The sequence below is a fragment of the Pectobacterium atrosepticum genome (assembly GCF_000740965.1).
GTDB lineage: Bacteria > Pseudomonadota > Gammaproteobacteria > Enterobacterales > Enterobacteriaceae > Pectobacterium > Pectobacterium atrosepticum.
The window spans coordinates 1,060,135-1,076,545 of sequence record NZ_CP009125.1; the positions used below are offsets into that span (position 1 = coordinate 1,060,135).

At 46.2% G+C, this 16,411-nt stretch carries 13 protein-coding genes, 1 tRNA gene and 1 pseudogene; 7 read left to right on the forward strand and 8 right to left on the reverse strand.

The window, feature by feature from the left end:
• Window positions 1–2: 2 nt before the first annotated feature.
• From GZ59_RS04750 to GZ59_RS04775, 6 genes are all read right to left on the reverse strand, one after another.
• Window positions 3–1,442, reverse strand: coding sequence for a class I adenylate-forming enzyme family protein (locus GZ59_RS04750; RefSeq protein ID WP_011092223.1), 1,440 nt, complete (start codon window positions 1,440–1,442; stop codon window positions 3–5).
• A complete protein-coding gene (locus GZ59_RS04755) occupies window positions 1,439–1,972 on the reverse strand; it encodes a hypothetical protein (protein ID WP_011092224.1) in 534 nt (177 codons plus the stop codon). Before GZ59_RS04755 ends, GZ59_RS04750 begins: the two co-directional genes overlap by 4 nt.
• Window positions 1,969–3,114, reverse strand: coding sequence for a beta-ketoacyl-[acyl-carrier-protein] synthase family protein (locus GZ59_RS04760; protein ID WP_011092225.1), 1,146 nt, complete (start codon window positions 3,112–3,114; stop codon window positions 1,969–1,971). The genes GZ59_RS04755 and GZ59_RS04760 overlap by 4 nt, the downstream gene beginning before the upstream one ends.
• Window positions 3,108–3,605 (reverse strand): 3-hydroxyacyl-ACP dehydratase FabZ family protein, encoded by a 498-nt coding sequence (locus GZ59_RS04765; protein ID WP_011092226.1) that lies wholly within the window; start codon window positions 3,603–3,605, stop codon window positions 3,108–3,110. The genes GZ59_RS04760 and GZ59_RS04765 overlap by 7 nt, the downstream gene beginning before the upstream one ends.
• Window positions 3,602–3,877 (reverse strand): acyl carrier protein, encoded by a 276-nt coding sequence (locus GZ59_RS04770; RefSeq protein ID WP_011092227.1) that lies wholly within the window; start codon window positions 3,875–3,877, stop codon window positions 3,602–3,604. The genes GZ59_RS04765 and GZ59_RS04770 overlap by 4 nt, the downstream gene beginning before the upstream one ends.
• 101 nt (window positions 3,878–3,978) lie before the next feature.
• Window positions 3,979–5,541, reverse strand: coding sequence for a class I adenylate-forming enzyme family protein (locus GZ59_RS04775; protein ID WP_011092228.1), 1,563 nt, complete (start codon window positions 5,539–5,541; stop codon window positions 3,979–3,981).
• A 259-nt stretch (window positions 5,542–5,800) separates the two neighbouring features.
• Between GZ59_RS04775 and GZ59_RS04780 the strand changes: the two genes are divergently transcribed.
• From GZ59_RS04780 to GZ59_RS04800, 5 genes are all read left to right on the forward strand, one after another.
• Window positions 5,801–6,763, forward strand: coding sequence for a LysR family transcriptional regulator (locus GZ59_RS04780; RefSeq protein WP_011092229.1), 963 nt, complete (start codon window positions 5,801–5,803; stop codon window positions 6,761–6,763).
• A 428-nt stretch (window positions 6,764–7,191) separates the two neighbouring features.
• Window positions 7,192–8,652, forward strand: a complete 1,461-nt coding sequence (locus tag GZ59_RS04785) for a UvrD-helicase domain-containing protein (protein ID WP_011092230.1) — start codon at window positions 7,192–7,194, stop codon at window positions 8,650–8,652.
• Window positions 8,653–8,771: 119 nt separating this feature from the next.
• The gene (locus tag GZ59_RS04790) at window positions 8,772–9,263 is read left to right on the forward strand and encodes a DinB family protein (protein WP_011092231.1); all 492 of its coding nucleotides are present in this window, start codon (window positions 8,772–8,774) and stop codon (window positions 9,261–9,263) included.
• A 292-nt stretch (window positions 9,264–9,555) separates the two neighbouring features.
• A complete protein-coding gene (locus GZ59_RS04795; RefSeq protein WP_011092232.1) occupies window positions 9,556–11,154 on the forward strand; it encodes a conjugal transfer nickase/helicase domain-containing protein in 1,599 nt (532 codons plus the stop codon).
• A gap of 85 nt (window positions 11,155–11,239) precedes the next feature.
• Window positions 11,240–12,262, forward strand: coding sequence for a tyrosine-type recombinase/integrase (locus tag GZ59_RS04800; RefSeq protein ID WP_011092233.1), 1,023 nt, complete (start codon window positions 11,240–11,242; stop codon window positions 12,260–12,262).
• Between the two features lie 181 nt (window positions 12,263–12,443).
• Here the strand turns inward: GZ59_RS04800 and GZ59_RS04805 are convergent.
• Window positions 12,444–12,519 (reverse strand) — tRNA-Phe (locus tag GZ59_RS04805).
• A gap of 506 nt (window positions 12,520–13,025) precedes the next feature.
• On the opposite strand from GZ59_RS04805, the gene GZ59_RS23950 reads away from it, so the two are divergent.
• Window positions 13,026–13,157 (forward strand): hypothetical protein, encoded by a 132-nt coding sequence (locus GZ59_RS23950; protein WP_258042066.1) that lies wholly within the window; start codon window positions 13,026–13,028, stop codon window positions 13,155–13,157.
• Between the two features lie 231 nt (window positions 13,158–13,388).
• Window positions 13,389–15,542: an ornithine decarboxylase gene (locus tag GZ59_RS04810; protein ID WP_039290475.1), complete on the forward strand. Its 2,154-nt coding sequence runs from the start codon at window positions 13,389–13,391 to the stop codon at window positions 15,540–15,542.
• Window positions 15,543–15,600: 58 nt separating this feature from the next.
• Here the strand turns inward: GZ59_RS04810 and GZ59_RS04815 are convergent.
• A pseudogene (locus tag GZ59_RS04815) lies at window positions 15,601–16,343 on the reverse strand (SDR family oxidoreductase).
• Window positions 16,344–16,411 lie beyond the last annotated feature (68 nt).

The window sequence follows — 16,411 nt, forward strand, 5'->3', positions numbered from 1 at the left end:
TGTTATTTGGTAGCGACGTTTTGACGAGCGGTTTTTCTCCACCCTATGTCTGAAGATGAATACAGCGTGATAATCTTCGGCTGCTCACTGCGAAGCAGAATTTTTCCGAGCTGGCGTCGAATCTCCCCTTCGCTCAGTGAGCTGTCTTGACAATAGACATCCAGTGTGAATTCCACGCCGCTGGTCTCGGCGGCGTTATGTACCCAGGCTTCCGCATGAGAAACTCCCGTAATGGTTTCGGCTATTTCACTGACCGATTTCAAACACACCTTTTCGCCGCGGCTCATGACATAGGTTGGGTTGCGCTGTTTAAAGAAAAGATAGCCGTCCTCATCAATGGTGAAACGATCGCCGGTATGGATGATGCGACGCTCCCCATTACGTGGCGTATCAATACCTTCATCCAGATTGCGGATTCGTCGAATCATGCCGGTATAGGTTTCAACGATGAGTTCGCCATCCTTGTCGTCAGGGTTGTCCTTGCGCAGGTAAACGTTAACTTCAGGGAAAGGCTTACCGACGGACGCATATTTATCGGGCGATGCGTGATGTGCCGCCAGTGTTGCAACACGCGGTCCAGCCTGAGTCAAACCATAGGTGAGATACAGTTCGATTCCGGGATTCCGGGATAGAATCGCTTCAACTGAACTGGCGGAGAGAGCGTCTCCGCCGATGGTCAGACGTCGTAGCGGAGCAGGAAGCTGTTCGGAACCGGATTGCAGCCAGGCATTAATCATTGTCGGCGTAATGGATGACTGGGTGATTTGATAGGTTTCAATCGTTCGCTCGTAGTTGCCTGGTGTGAAGGGGGGGCCGGCAATAATAGCCGTATTCCCTAGCGCAAAAGAGGAGAGTAGTTGTGCTACGAAAGCATAGGAGTAGTACATCGGTAGATTGATCAATATCCGATCTTCCGCGCGCTGTTCAACGGCTTGCGCATGATTACGTGCATTACGAAATAAATCGTTGATATGAAATAAGCAGCCGCTGAAGATACCGGACGTTCCTGATGTGAGAAGAATGACCTCGCCCGGCTGATAGCTGTGCTCACTGGATATCTCTACGCGAATCAACTGACCTGATTGCGGCAGAGGCTGCGCAGGTTGCGCTTGCACCAGCCCAGAGGGAAGGTGTAATGCGATCAGGTTCCTGGCACCAATTACCTGTGCGATACGATAAATACGAGACGCTGGCGCAGAGGACGGCAGCAGAACGGGAACCGCGCCAATGGTCAACAGCGCAAAAATGATTACGGCGAATTGCACACTATTCGGGATTGCCACCATTACGGGATTGCCGGGTTCAATCCCTTGTTCACGAAGATGTTTTACCAGATCGACGAAAATCAACGATGGCGCATCATGTGGATTGGCATCGACCTGAATGAGCCCATCCAGAAAGTGCTGGGCGGAGCTGGGCGTGATTGTGGGTTGGGACGTCATTGATGTTCCCCTCCGCTCTGAGTGACGACAATACTGCGAATGTGGTGGCCTGATTCGTCGACACGATGATCGGTAATAATGACGTGAGTTGCCGAACCCTCATCCAGCCAGAGTTGCGCTAATGCTGTGGCATAGGGCTGCATGTTGTCCGGTGGCATACTCCATACGATGCTCGGACCACTAAATCGTAGAAATTGCGATGGAAGTCCGATGATCATCCCAGGACAGGCACCGGAAAAACGCAGTGGTGAAAGGTGTCCTGAGGAAAGTGTTTGTGAAATGTCGTGTATGGTCTTGAGAGTACATTGGTCGCTAATGGCGATATGCCCTACAGAAGAGCAGGTCGATGTGATGACATCTCGGTGCTCGTTGATAGCCTGCTCAACGGCTTCAAGAACAAGCCATGACAAAGGGTCTGCATAAAGTGAGGCTTTTTGTGCGGGTTTGTACGTATATAAATCAGGCGTACTTGCCATCCCATGACCCACGATGTTGAGTGCTTTCAGGGTTAATGTTTCGACGTTTGTCATCGTGCTGCGCTCCCTGCACTTTGGAAAACCAGACAGGTGTTAAATCCACCAAATCCAAGCGTTATGCTCAGCCCAGCTGTTGCCGTGCAGGGCATGTTTTTTTGATTGGCGATAGGTAAATCGGAGGGGGTAATGGGATCGTACAATCCATGAATTGGAGGAAGCCTTTGTGTTTTTAATGCCTGCAGCACTGCAATAGCTTCAATGGCTCCCGTTGCGCCAAGTGTATGCCCAAATGCTCCTTTTGTTGCGAATAACGTCGGCGGGTGTGGTAAGGGGGAAAAAAACGCTGAATAAGCTTTTGCCTCTACACTGTCGTTAACCTGTGTTCCTGTACCATGAGCGTTTATAATGGAAATATCTTCCGGTTTTAAGCCTGCGCTATTTAGCGCTCGTTCTACGGTAAGTATCACATTTTGCCCTGATAAATCGGGCGAAACTGCACTGGCGGCGTCGTTTGCGGAGCCTGCTCCTGCGAGGATTCCATAAGGTTTAGCACCGCGACGTCTAGCATGCCTTTCGGATTCTAGTATCAGAAATGCAGCGCCTTCACCGAGTACAGTACCATTGTGACTGATATCGAACGCACGTAAACCATCGGTAGACATTGTGCCTAGCCGTGAATGGCTGAGCCGTTTCCCCAGAGTCAGTACATCGGCTCCCCCGCATACACATATTTCAGTAAGGCCCGCCTTGATAAAGCTCAGCCCCGTTAAAATTGCATCGGAGCCAGCTGAACAGGCTGTACTTACCGTGATAGGGGACTTAACACAGCCGACTGCTTTGACTGCTTGTGTTGACCATTCTGATAACGAGAAAGTATCGGGTGAGTCTAAATGATGGCCATAGCTGGTTCCTAAAACTGCGAGAATATCTGGGTCATCCGCAGGAATAGAAGCATCCTCAAGCGCTTTGCGTAAGGTTTTTACCGTTAATACATGTTGACGTCTTGCCCCTTCCCATTCTAAAGGGATATCTGGTATGGGGGCCGCAAGGTTACTGCGTAGCGATAATGTGGATTCTAGGTCGGTTATACCGGAGATACCCTCTAGCAGGTATTGCCAGACCGTAGGTATTTCATCTCCTAGTGCTGTAGACCAGGCCATACCTGTAACCCAAACAGGAGAGTGATGATTTACCATAATTGTTCTCCTAGTGTGGATATATTTTCGCGCACTAGCGAGCCTTTTAGCATTCCGACCGTTTGACCTGCGACTTCTGCTTTACAGGAAAACGTCAGGAATTTATCTCGCAAGCTTTCGCAGTTGAGGTTAAAAATAATTTGATCTCCGGGTACAACCACTCGTGTAAAACGAGATTTTATTGAGCCGACTAGTGTTATTTCATCGTCAGCTAACGGTGATGTTGAAAGCTGAAATAAAATAATTGCCGATTGTGATATGGCTTGCACCATATGGCTCGCCGGAAAAATAGCTCGTTCGGGAAAATGGCCTGCGATGGCATCTGTCTGACCCGAAACAGCCATAAGTGTTTTAATATATTTTTCTGGCTCGTAATCAAGAACACGATCAAGATATACCATTGGATGCCGGTGTCTTAGCCATCCTTTAAGCTCCGTAAACCCCATTACTCGTGGTTGACGATTATCTTTGTCTTGGGATGGAATACTCATTGGTTTTCTCCCTGCTTATTTGATTCTAGGATTAATTCTGAAGTCAATTTTGTGAGCGTTTGAATTGAGTCGAAATATTGAGGAGTAAAGTATTCATCTTCAATTTTGATGTTAAAGGCATACTCACACTGGGCTCGTAGTTCACTGAACCCTAAGGAATCTAGACCAAGGCCATCACGCATATTGATATCTGTCTCAATTTCTGAACGAGGGATGCCAATAAATAGATCGTCGATTAGAATTCCGATAATGGTGTTTTCTATGTTTTTCAAGGTAATGATTCCTTTAGGTTAATAAGTGTTTTTAATGCATTAGATGTCATTCGTGTTATCTATTCATGGTTTGCGAATAGATTTCATGAATTCTTTGGTGTTTACTGTTTTATTCTAACGTCAAAAATTATTTCCGCCTGACTCTTTAATGAATGGTATTCATTTGATAGTTTCCTACGGCTGATTTTTCCCGTGGTGTTGACAGGTATTTCTTGAATGAAAATGTATTCGGATGGATGTTTGTAATGAGCAAGGTTATTGGATAAGTAGGATGCTATTGTTTCTGCATTAAGTGAGTGGTTTTTTTGGGGTTGAATTAATGCAATAATACGTTCGCCAGCGAAGTTATCTGGGACGCTAAACACTACTGAGGCGGCGATGTCTTCGTGTTGAATAAGAGTATGCTCAATTTCTATTGGGTATACTGGATAGCCCTCTATTTTTATTTGGTCTTTTTCTCTCCCGAGAAAAATTAAGTTTCTATTCTTTTCCTGTCGAACAAGGTCACCGGTAGCGAGCCATCGATCAGAGGGAAATAGCTCAATGTCATGCCCATTCCAAATTCCTATGGTTTTCGCCGGAGAGCGAATAAAAAGTTCCCCATTACTTGATTGAGTATTCTTTATTTTAATTTCTACGCCAGGTAGGGGCCAACCAATAGATGGTTCGTTGATAGCATAGATATCGTGATGATATATTACTGGCCCCCCTAGTTCTGTTTGACCATAAGAGCTTTGAAGATGAGAACCAAAACACTCAAAAAATTTCTGGCTTAATTCTGTTGCGCAGGAATCACCGCCAGCGACACAAACTGTTTCACTAAGATCGAGTGAGTTGTTGTTATTCTCTTCTTTTTTTATGATTTTATGAAAGTTTGAAGGTGTTCCTGCAATCCATGCTGGCTTTATTTCTTTTAATGTTTCTGTAATGTTTTCTATGTCGACTTCTGAAAGTAATAGTACTGAATAGCCTTTGTGAAGAGCTGCAAAAGTAATAAGTATACTCCATGGGCTAATGAGATCGACTAAGCTAAGAATAGCTGGCTTATCACCATCTGATTTGTGGAGTTTGGGATTTATTGTTGCTTTTGTTAAATTTATAGCATCAGTTAGTGTTTTTTGTGAATAAACAATTCCTTTGGGGTGTCCTGTCGTTCCTGATGTGTAAAATATAGATGCGATTTCGTCTGTGTAAGTATTATCTTCTGAATCATCATAAGATTGTGAGATGATTTCTTCCCAATTATGTGTATTATTTTCTTTATCTTTTATTTTTAGATCTATAACCCATATTTTTTCTATCGTTGTGCATGATTCAACTTCTTGTTTTGTTTCATAAAATCTTTTTTTGTCACCAATGTATGCACAGGATGAGCTATGTTGAATTAAATCTTTCACTTCTTTAGCAGACAGTTTTAGGCTGAGAGGGACAAAGATAGCTCCAATTTTTAGGCAGGCATAATATGTAGCTATAAGTTCAAAGCAGTTTCCCATGTGGATAGAAATTCGGTCTCCTTTTTTTATATTTGCATTCTTCAATCCTGTGGCTATTCGCTGGATTAAAAGAAGTAAATTATAAAAAGATATATTGTGATTCATTGATTTTACTGCTGTCTCCTTTGAATGCAAAAGAGCATGCTTTCTAAATGATGAAAAGGCATTCATAGTTGCTCCCATTTTTCCATCTAAAACTTAATAAAAGTAAGCTAAGTAACTAGGCTTCGAGGTTTGTAGATTAATATTTACTTTTGGTTATATATGATGTTTTTCAGTTTAAAAATGGGAAAATAGTTATTGTTACTATTCTTTTTTTTCATGATTTATTTTATGTGATTTTGAGATTATTCTCATGGTTAATGATTTTGAAGTAAGAGATAGCTAGTGTGCGTTTATTGGGATTTTTTCGCATCATGGAGATGAATAAATGGACTGGACTAATATTCCCCCTCTTTACGCATTAAAGGCTTTTGAATCAGCAGCCAAGCATCAATCTTTCACTTTGGCTGCGAGTGAGTTATTTATTTCACAAAGTGCAATTAGTAAACATATCAATACCATAGAGATTTTTTTTGGCAGGAAGCTTTTCTATCGTAAAGGGCCAAAGGTTTTTTTAACTAAAGAAGGTGAGTCTTTTGCTGGTGATCTTCGCCATGCATTCGAAATACTAAGTAAAGCATGTGAAAATATTCACCGTGCTGGAATTGTATTAACTATAAGCAGTCCATACACGTTTTCTATACGCCAGTTCATTCCTGTTTTAAGAAAATATAAAAATCAAGATGGCTTCCCAATAGTCACTGTCGAAACTATAAATGATGACTATTCCCACTCTATTGTCAATTTAAAAAATCATGATGCAACAGTAAAATATGGAGATGGCAAGTTTTCTGATGAATGGAATTGTACTTTGCTTTCACCTGAGTGTTTAATTGTAGTGGTGTCTCCAAAATTGTTACATCTCTTTGAAAAAGATAATAGAATTCTAATTGATCTCGTTTATGTTAAATCAAGAGAATTAGATTGGTTTTCTTGGTGTGAAGAGTCACGTTTGAAAGAACGGTTTCAAGTTATTAATAAGTATGAGTTTGAGTCGATGGATTCAGCTATTAATGCAGTGATAAAAGGATTGGGGGTAGCGGTTGTTGATATTGGAATGGTTTGTGATGAATTAATGGATGGCGTTTTGTTAACACCATTTAAATTTTCTTTTTATTCTGGGAGAGGATATTATTTTTTGAGGGGCGGTGATGATGATAATTACTTGTCCTCCTTGCTAGAGTGTGTGAGATTGGATTTATCTGGTAGGGGTTTAGCAGAGTTGTGTTTTAATGATAAATGCGATATGGGTAATTGTAGATTGGCAGCGACGAAAAAAATTACTAAGTAGCTTCGCATTATAGCGCTACACTTTCCGGGAGTGGCACTGCACCCATCAGCGCTGCTCTCACACGATGAGAAGTGAAAAACTAATGTGATAAATTATTCATTAATCTATGGCGGTTATTTTATTGAAATGGGTTTTTAACGAATTTTAATTATATTAAATTTGAGTGTTTTTTATAATGTTTTTTTAGTTTTTAGTTTGGTTTTTTCTTAAAAGTGACGTGATTGAGGTAAGTGCTATTTACTATGGACAACGTGGTTATCTGATCAAAGTTAAAAAATAATTTGTTGTTTGTTATGTTTTTTTGAATGCGGTCAGCAGTGAAATTTTTGAGCTCTGAAAATTTCCAAAATGAAGAATTGGTTTTTAATGGCGATAGATCTCCCTTTCTTGCACTGTACGGACATGAATTTTCACCATGGGGTACAGACATGGCTTACTCGGATACGCCAGAGCAATCCGCAGTTATCAACTGGAAAGGGCGACATCTGGTCGTTAATGCTTTTGCTGGCACTGGTAAAACGACAACGCTGGTTCGCTACGCGCAGGCCAATCCTGACCGAAGGATGCTCTACCTTGCGTATAATCGTGCAGTTCGTGATGATGCGGAGCGCAAGTTTCCATTCAATGTTGAGTGTAAGACCTCTCATCAACTGGCCTGGATGAAATTTGGTAAGCATCTAAAGCCAAGATTAACGCCTAATTTGCGTATTACTGATGTTGCACGTAAGTTGAATACCCGCCACTGGCCGCTGGTCAGAATGGCGTTGGCTGCGCTGAACCATTTCCTGTGCAGTGCTTCCCCGGCACTCAGTTATGAGCATCTTCCGGATGAGAACAATCGCGAAGGATTGGATGCTGGAAATATATTGGGCGCGGCTCAGTTCCTGTGGAATGAAATGAGTCGCATCGATTCGACGTTTCCTGTAACGCATGATACCTATCTGAAATTATTCCAGTTGTCAGTGCCCGATTTATCAAAACGTTGGGACACGATCCTGTTTGATGAAGCTCAAGATGCCAATCCTGTCATCAGTTCGCTGGTACTTACTCAAAATTGTAATGTCGTCCTGGTTGGCGATCGCCATCAGCAGATTTACCGTTTTCGTGGGGCCGATAACGCGCTGAATGCGCCAGTACTGGAAGGCGCTGACCGTTTGTGGCTGACGCAGAGCTTTCGATTTGGTTCGGCTGTTGCCGAAATGGCGAATGTTTTGCTGGCACGCCAGGAAGAAACACACCCAGTGATTGGCAATGGCGGTGATGACGATGTAATTGATCGACTGCCTGCAGACGTTTCGCGTTACACGATCCTCAGCCGTACGGTTGCCGGTGTCATCGGTGCAGCTCTCTATGAGAGCATGAAAGAGAAAATAGTGTACTGGGTCGGTGGGATTGAAGGCTATAAAACGGAAGAGCTGGAAGACTTGTACTGGTTTTCAGTCGATATGCCTGAACGGATGCGTACACCACGTCTTAGTCGTGAATACCGGGATTTTGAAGAGTATAAATCTATGACCAAGGCAACCGGCGATGTTGAAATGAACCAGGCTATCGGCTTGCTGGATAAATATTTCCCGCTCCCGCAAAAACTACAGGTCTTGCGTAGTCAGGCGACGACGAATGAAAAAGATGCCGATGTCGTGGTATCGACCGCGCATCGCAGCAAGGGACTGGAATGGGACACGGTGATGCTAAACGACGACTTCTCGGATATTACCGACCCGTTGTTATCTGAAGCAGCCAGGACGGATGAAACTAACTTGCTGTATGTGGCCACAACCCGGGCTCGGAAACTTTTGGTTCGAAATGAATTATTGAAGCTGCTTTGTGAACAGGAAGAGTCTGACGATATTGCAGAGGATCAATTTACTGACTCGAACTTAATCTGATACGGGTGTTACTTGTGAACCAACCAGATTTGACAGTCAACTCAGTGCCAGAAGCGGAAGTTAGTAGAGAGCCCAACATGTTACTGATATGATCATAAAATAGATAAAAGAGGTAACGCATGGGTACTGACACAATAATTACGCTGTTTAGATACAAGCGCTGGATAGATATTGAAACTCTACAAGCGATTAAAAGAATTGATGCGTCTGCTAATGCAGAAAAACGCCATCTGACGCTCAGATTGATGAACCACATACATGTGGTTGATATGATATTCAGAGCTAACATTACCGGTCAGAAGCATTCCTACACTGCACTGAACACGCCAGAAACCCCCTCTGCTGACGAGCTTCTAATAACGATGACTGAATGTACAGACTGGTATATTCAACATGTCAATTCTATGCCCCCCGTTGGCCTTGCTGAAACAATTAAATTCCAATTTGTCGATGGTGGATCTGGTGAGATGAAGGCAATCGATATGCTCAATCATGTGCTGTTTCACGGAACATATCATCGCGGCGCTGTAGGTTGGCTACTTTCAGAAAGTAGTGTAACTCCACCCAAGGACGTACTGACCGTTTTTCTAAGAGATCATAACCACAAGTAAACGAGTGACAGGGTCATGTAAATTTAAAATCCCACTGGCGCCTTAAGCAAAAACTTGAGTGAATAAATGAATGTCAAGGAAGGTCAGTTTCTCGCTCTTAGCAGACTATGTCTCTACAAGACGCTGCTATATCGAGCAACGGTTAACCCCTAGATCAGTTTTCAACCGTTGGGGTGGATCAGTTTTTCACCGTTCGTAACACCAAATAATTTTTAAAATGCAAAAAGAGTTTCCTCTTGCCTCGGGTCTATGAGCCGCTCAAGACTGTGCCGCTTACTGGCCGGAGGCAATCATGTTCAACCGAATAAAAAATTTTATTGTTGGGACGGATAATGTTCCCCGAAGTGAAGCCATTTCGCCTGAACCAGCCTGCCCACTTGGATATTATCTCCCCCTTTCTGTTGATGCGTTGATTTCGCTTCCAAAGCGGCAGACTTTTCTCCAGCAGCTCAACGATAATCATGCGTTGCCGGCGGCATTCTATCGGCAGTGTTACCTGACGCCGCTGTTTTCATTACTCAGCCGTGTTCAGAACCTACCTGCCTCGAACGAGGGAAACTGGGCATATGCTGGCGCATTTGGTGATTTGACCGTGCAGTTCACTGCCTATGCCGTCAGGTTGGCCAAGGGGAGAACGTTACCGCCAGGGATCCCGCCAGAAGAACAAGCCGCTCAGGGGTTACTCTGGAATGCAGTCGTGTTCTGGTCGGCCTTGTTTTATCACTTGCCCTTGCTTTGTGAGTGGGAAGGAGAGCTGGATGGTGGGGAATGCTGGATGCCGGGCTTTACTATTCCGGGGAAGCCATTTCGCTTTCGACCTTGTATAGATAAATTGCCCCCATCCTATGCGCAAGGGCGGGTATCACTGCTGGCCGGTCAGTTATTGCCATTATCGGTATTACCCTGGTTATCGACTATTCCTGATGCATTCGATTGCCTGGCCCAGCGTATGCAGGGGAGACCCGCAACGATCGCACTGATTGATGAGTTGTTATTGTCGGCTGCAGAGAAATGTGGCGCGCCATCGTTAACGGGTATGTTGCTACCGGCGCAGCTGGCGGCGGAAAGCGTTGAGGCTGTGATTTTGCCACCGGAACCTTTAGTTGCTTCAGCGCTAACATCAGCGCTGCCTGATAGCAATTCATCAGTAGCTGCTAACGGTAACATATCATCTCCGAGTCCAGACCCTGAGCTCGTGCTACAAAAACACGAGCCATTACTCCAGCCTGAGCTTGTTTCGGTGCTGGATTCAGCAGTACCAACTGGCTCGGTCTCAATTGTTGAAAAACAGTCAGTCACTGAGTTGGTCCCGGAATCTACTCAAAATGATACTCAAGCGCTTCTGAACCTTTTTTCCGGTATGGCAGAAGCACTTGTGCCTGACGTTGAAACGGCACTCGATATAGATATCCCTGTTCCAGATGAAATAAACAACCACAAGGAGAGTGAAAAGACGCCGTTGAATGAACTGAAAGCACCCGCTATTTTTTCTCCAGAAAATAGCGATAACATTCGAGAGGCGAATAATAAAGGCGCGGTATTTCTGGAGTGGTTATCAGCAGGTTTAATTGAAGGGAAAATAACGATAAATGAAGAGGGCGCTCGTGCTCACATTGTTGCCGGGTTCGTCTTCTTGTGTGTTCCTGAAATATTTTATCAGTTTCAGAAGGAGGCTGGAAATAAGGGGAAGCGCAACGCATTACAGTCATCTTTTGAGCGACTGGGGGTTCATCGTGTTGCTGATGGCAAGCGTTTCCTGCAGGCCAGAATATACAGCACCCCATCCGGTACGGGGACGTATCAAAACATTAACGGTTATCTGGTTAAAGCGTCATCACTTTACCGGGGAAATCGTATTCCTGACGAGAGCGCATTGTTGATCTTGCCTTGACGTATGGCAATCTGATTAGCGGGCTAATGTTTAGTCTGCACACAGCAAAGATGCATTTTGTGCTTTTTATTAGAAAGGAATTTATATGTCAGATAAGTCAATGACCTGGGACGAAATCGTTGATGAGTATTTTTTCTCACATAATTTACGTGAGGCGACAGAAATCAGCTATCGGAAAGTCGTGAGCGGGTTTAGTCGATTTATGGGAGAGACCGTTTCCCCTGCCCAAATAACACACCGGGATGTGTTGAAATGGCGTCGAAATCTATTAAAAGAACGTAATCTATCTACGCATACGTGGAATAACAAAGTGGCCCATATGCGGGCAATATTTAATTTTTCGATAGAGCGAAATTTAATCGATCAGGACAAAAATCCCTTTAACGATGCAGTTGTTCAAAAAGAGCGAAAAAAGAAGAAGACGTTAACACGTGAACAACTGACAGCCATTTATCTCCTCATGCAGCGAATAGAAACTGAAGAGCCTCATGCTATCTGGGGGCTGAGATGCGCACTTTATCCTGCCTGGTACTGGCTTACTGTACTCGATGCCCTTCGCTACACAGGAATGCGACAGAATCAATTGCTGCATATTCGTCTGCAGGATATCAATCTGGATGAAGGATACATTGAGCTACGTCTGGAGGGGAGTAAAACGCATCGTGAATGGCGTGTTCCTGCTGTTCGCCAGTTACGTGCAAGGCTCGCATCGCTAATAGCGCGAGCAAAGCTGGCTGGTGCTGAGCCCTCTGATATCTTGTTCGATGTTACCCGTTTTATGAAGTCTCGTCGGCATAAAGACGAATATCAGTACGATGAAGCGAGAGCACAGCAAGCCATCCGATCTTTTTTCAACCGATTGTCGCGGGATTGTGGATTTCTGGTATCAGCCCATCGCTTTCGGCATACGTTGGCAACGGAATTGATGAAAGCGCCGGAGCGTAATCTGCTGCTGGTTAAGGATTTGCTAGGGCATCGAAATGTGAGCACAACGATGGAATATGTCGAACTGAACATGGAAATCGTGGGACGGACACTGGAAAAAGAGCTGGCGTTACATACGGATATTTATGCGCAACCCGTTTTACATGACTTGACAGTAATGTAATTCACTGTAACCATACACGGGAACGAGAAAAGGGAATCTGCGCTAACAGATTCCCTATCTTGAGGATTTCAGTTCCTATTTACAGTGCAGCTATCTCTCCACTGGAAACGATTTTATGACCGAACCCTGTATTAACCGCCCGTTAAGCTTCTCATTCTTAACCAGCGTGCTTTGATGCAAGTGGTGCCCGGACTCGGAATCGAACCAAGGACACGAGGATTTTCAATCCTCTGCTCTACCGACTGAGCTATCCGGGCAACGGGGCGCATTAAACCGTATTGACCGCGTGGCGTCAACGGGTTTCTGTCACAAAGCGGAGAGCCTGCGCTATTTTCAGGCAATTATATTATTTGCTAGCCGATTCCTGGCGATCCTTTCAGCACGCTTATACCCGTCATACTTCAAGTTACATGTGCGTTGGCTGCGTTTAGTCACCCGAATCACTTACCTTAGTAAGCTCATCGGGACTCCTTTCCTTGCCGCGTTATTCGGCCTTATGGCCTCACCCCTATGGGGTCAGCGCAAGCGCTGTTCAAAACGAATACGTTTTGTCCTGAAACTCGAATTATTTAGGGTATAGCGCGGTAATGCTTCTTCCCGTATACGTGCTGCATGTTTCGTTGCACTTTTTACCACGTTGAACGCGGGCTGCATTGTTGAATTTGATGAAGAATAATGCCACTATTGCGCGGTTTTTAACGTCTCGTTCACCTGAACGCCCCTTTAAGCGTAGTTAGCGTATAGCTAAAAGAGGATCGCCGATATGTCAGATTCATTGCTCATGGTGCAGAACACTCGCGCCAGCTCGTTGATGACGTCACTGCGTGTCTCTTCTTGTCACCGCTGCGCGGTTTACTTTTCTTCCCGTCGATTATCCTCTTTCACCATGCGGTGAGGCGTTCGTTCGCTCGCTGTTAGGCATGAGTAAAAATAGAGTGCGGCTCTGCTTTTACTGATGTCTATCGGATGGTGCTGGCTCCAGTTTTTCCATTCTTAGCCTACAGTTTACCTGTAGGGATCATACGCTTGTCGTTATTGATTGGCATTGTGATTGGTCGGGATTGTTATCCCTGAACGGTGTCTTCTAGGCACGTACATTTACCCTTAACCGTTTGGGTTTGGTTACATGAAACAGTTAAAAATTGCGGCGAATGCAGCGGTTGCCACCCGTTTAATCACAACGCGCGAGATTGTCGCGTTGAGTCAGACTGACTTCACTGATGTGGCGGCGGTCGTGGTTTCTATTGAGGAAGCCCGTAGCGGTATTCTGTCGATATTGCAGCACACCGGTTTTAGTATTCCGGCGTTTGTCGAAGAGCCTGATGAAGATAAAGAGTCAGATGTTCTGCCTGCGGGCAGCGAATGGCTGATTCTTGATGATGAAGGTGAGCACGCGAGCGTGCTGGAACGTGCGGCTAAAGCCTATCAAGATGCGTTGCTGCCGCCGTTTTTCGATACGCTGACCAAGTACGTCAAAATGAAGAACACGACGTTTGCCTGCCCAGGGCATCAGGGCGGTCAGTTCTTCCGTAAGCATCCGGCAGGGCGTCAGTTTTTTGAGTTTTACGGTGAGAACGTTTTTCGTTCGGACATCTGTAACGCCGACGTCAAACTGGGCGATTTGCTGATCCATGAAGGGGCGGCGAAGAAGGCACAGAAGCACGCTGCGCGGGTGTTTAACGCCGATAAGACCTATTTCGTGTTAAACGGCACGTCCTCTGCGAACAAAGTCGTGACAAACGCGCTGTTAGCGCGTGGCGATCTGGTGCTGTTTGACCGTAACAACCATAAATCCAACCATCACGGTGCGCTGGTTCAGGCGGGGGCGACGCCTGTCTATCTGGAAACCGTGCGCAATCCGTTTGGCTTTATTGGCGGCGTTGATGCGCACTGCTTTGACGAAACCTATCTGCGCAAGCTGATTGCGGAAGTCGCGCCGGAACGTGCTAACGAGCCACGCCCGTTCCGTCTAGCTGTCATCCAGCTTGGCACCTATGACGGCACCATTTATAACGCCCGTCAGGTTGTCGATAGCATCGGGCACCTGTGTGACTACATTTTGTTTGACTCGGCCTGGGTCGGCTACGAGCAGTTCATTCCGATGATGGAGCAGTGCTCGCCGCTGTTGCTGGATCTGAATGAGAACGATCCGGGCATCTTTGTCACCCAGTCGGTGCATAAGCAGCAGGCGGGCTTCTCCCAGACCTCTCAGATCCACAAAAAAGATACGCATATCAAAGGGCAGCGTCGTTTTTGCAACCATAAGCAGCTGAATAACGCCTTTATGCTGCATGCGTCGACGAGCCCGTTTTACCCGCTGTTCGCCGCGTTGGATGTTAATGCCAAAATGCACGAAGGAGCCAGCGGGCGTCGTATGTGGATGGACTGCGTGAAGCTGGGCATTGAGGCTCGTAAGCAACTGCTGACGCGCTGTTCGCTCATCAAACCGTTCGTCCCCGTTACGGTGGGCGGTGCGCTCTGGGAGGATCACGATACGGAGACGATCGCGCAGGACGTGCGTTTCTTTAACTTTGAGCCGGGCGAGAAATGGCATGCGTTCGAAGGGTACGCAGAGGATCAGTATTTTATCGATCCTTGCAAATTACTGCTGACTACGCCGGGTATTGATGCGATTAGTGGTGATTACACCGAATTTGGTATTCCGGCGACGATCCTTGCTAACTATCTGCGCGAGCACGGCATCATCCCTGAAAAATGCGACATGAACTCGATCCTGTTCCTGTTAACGCCAGCGGAAGACACGGCAAAAATGCAGGAGCTGGTTAATGCGCTGGTTCATTTTGAAACGCTGATCGCTCGTGATGCGCCGCTGAGCGAAGTGCTGCCTAGCCTGTATCAGAAATACAAAGAGCGCTACCGTGGTTACCGTCTGCGTCGGCTGTGTCAGGAAATGCATGATTTTTATGCCCAGCATAATGTGAAAGATCTGCAAAAAGCGATGTTCCGCAAAACCGAATTCCCGTCAGTGGCGATGTTGCCGCAGGATGCCAATAGGGAATTTGTGCGCGGGAATATCGAGCTGGTTCCCATCGTTGAAGCTGAAGGACGTATCGCGGCGGAAGGTGCATTGCCATACCCGCCGGGCGTGCTGTGTGTGGTACCGGGGGAAGCCTGGGGCGGAGCGGTACAGCGCTATTTTCTGGCGTTGGAAGATGGGATTAACCTGCTGCCCGGTTTTTCACCGGAATTGCAGGGGGTTTACAGCGTTGCGGAAGAAGATGGCCGCAAACGGCTGTACGGCTACGTGGTAGAAAAGTAACGATATCTCTCTTCAACTCAGAAACTCAGGCTCGGAAACGAACCTGAGTTTTTCTTTCTTAATATGGGCCAATATCCGTGTGCGTTGGCCCTTGAAAATGGATGGCGTTGATATGACAACTGCGCGGCTGGGTAAGGACAAAGCGCATCGTTTCCCATATCGAGCGGGCATTCAGCAAATGCTCGCCCATTTTCTCCCCGCTAGCGGGATAGTCATCAAAGCCGGTAACCTCAAAATCTGGCGGGTAAAATCCCGTCACGCGAATGTTTTCCTGCGCGACATGATGTGCAAGATTCTGGCTAAAACCGCTCAAGCCGTGCTTGGCGGCGAAGAACGCGGGGTGGGCGATAGAGTCGTGGAACTGCGGGACGCCGCAGACGGAAATCATAGCTAGAATATCGGCACTTTGTGAACGGCGTAAGCTCGGCAATAGCGTTTTGGTGAGCAGGATAGAGCCAGTCAGGCCGGAGTTGATGGTGCTGACGATATCCGTATCGGTATCTTCTTCGCCCAATGCGCCTTCTAGCCATTGTGCGGCGCTTAGCACGAGAATATCGACGGGCGTGCTGTCTTCCAGCAACTGTACGGAAAAATCTCTGACTGAATCAGGATTGGCAATATCGCACTGATAGGCGCGAGCCGTGCCGCCCTCCCGCTGAATGATGCCCACGCTGGCCTGCGCATCGGCCTGTTTGCGAGCGCAAAGATCGACCTTCACCCTTCGCGAGCCAGCCAGACTGATACCGCTTGTCCAAAGTCGCGGCCACCACCAGTGACAATCGCGCGTTTACCTTTCAGCATCATGTGTTCCCTCAACACCTATTTTCTGTTCCTGCGCATCCGACAATGTGGCGGGATGCCGCATCAAT

Coding starts and splice junctions, on each gene's coding strand:
- GZ59_RS04790 (WP_011092231.1), top strand. CDS start 8,772: ATGGGTACTGACACAATAATTACGCTGTTTAGATACAAGCGCTGGATA.
- GZ59_RS04760 (WP_011092225.1), bottom strand. CDS start 3,114: ATGGTAAATCATCACTCTCCTGTTTGGGTTACAGGTATGGCCTGGTCT.
- GZ59_RS04810 (WP_039290475.1), top strand. CDS start 13,389: ATGAAACAGTTAAAAATTGCGGCGAATGCAGCGGTTGCCACCCGTTTA.
- GZ59_RS04780 (WP_011092229.1), top strand. CDS start 5,801: ATGGACTGGACTAATATTCCCCCTCTTTACGCATTAAAGGCTTTTGAA.
- GZ59_RS04800 (WP_011092233.1), top strand. CDS start 11,240: ATGTCAGATAAGTCAATGACCTGGGACGAAATCGTTGATGAGTATTTT.
- GZ59_RS04750 (WP_011092223.1), bottom strand. CDS start 1,442: ATGACGTCCCAACCCACAATCACGCCCAGCTCCGCCCAGCACTTTCTG.
- GZ59_RS04785 (WP_011092230.1), top strand. CDS start 7,192: ATGGCTTACTCGGATACGCCAGAGCAATCCGCAGTTATCAACTGGAAA.
- GZ59_RS04775 (WP_011092228.1), bottom strand. CDS start 5,541: ATGAATGCCTTTTCATCATTTAGAAAGCATGCTCTTTTGCATTCAAAG.
- GZ59_RS23950 (WP_258042066.1), top strand. CDS start 13,026: ATGTCAGATTCATTGCTCATGGTGCAGAACACTCGCGCCAGCTCGTTG.
- GZ59_RS04755 (WP_011092224.1), bottom strand. CDS start 1,972: ATGACAAACGTCGAAACATTAACCCTGAAAGCACTCAACATCGTGGGT.
- GZ59_RS04795 (WP_011092232.1), top strand. CDS start 9,556: ATGTTCAACCGAATAAAAAATTTTATTGTTGGGACGGATAATGTTCCC.
- GZ59_RS04765 (WP_011092226.1), bottom strand. CDS start 3,605: ATGAGTATTCCATCCCAAGACAAAGATAATCGTCAACCACGAGTAATG.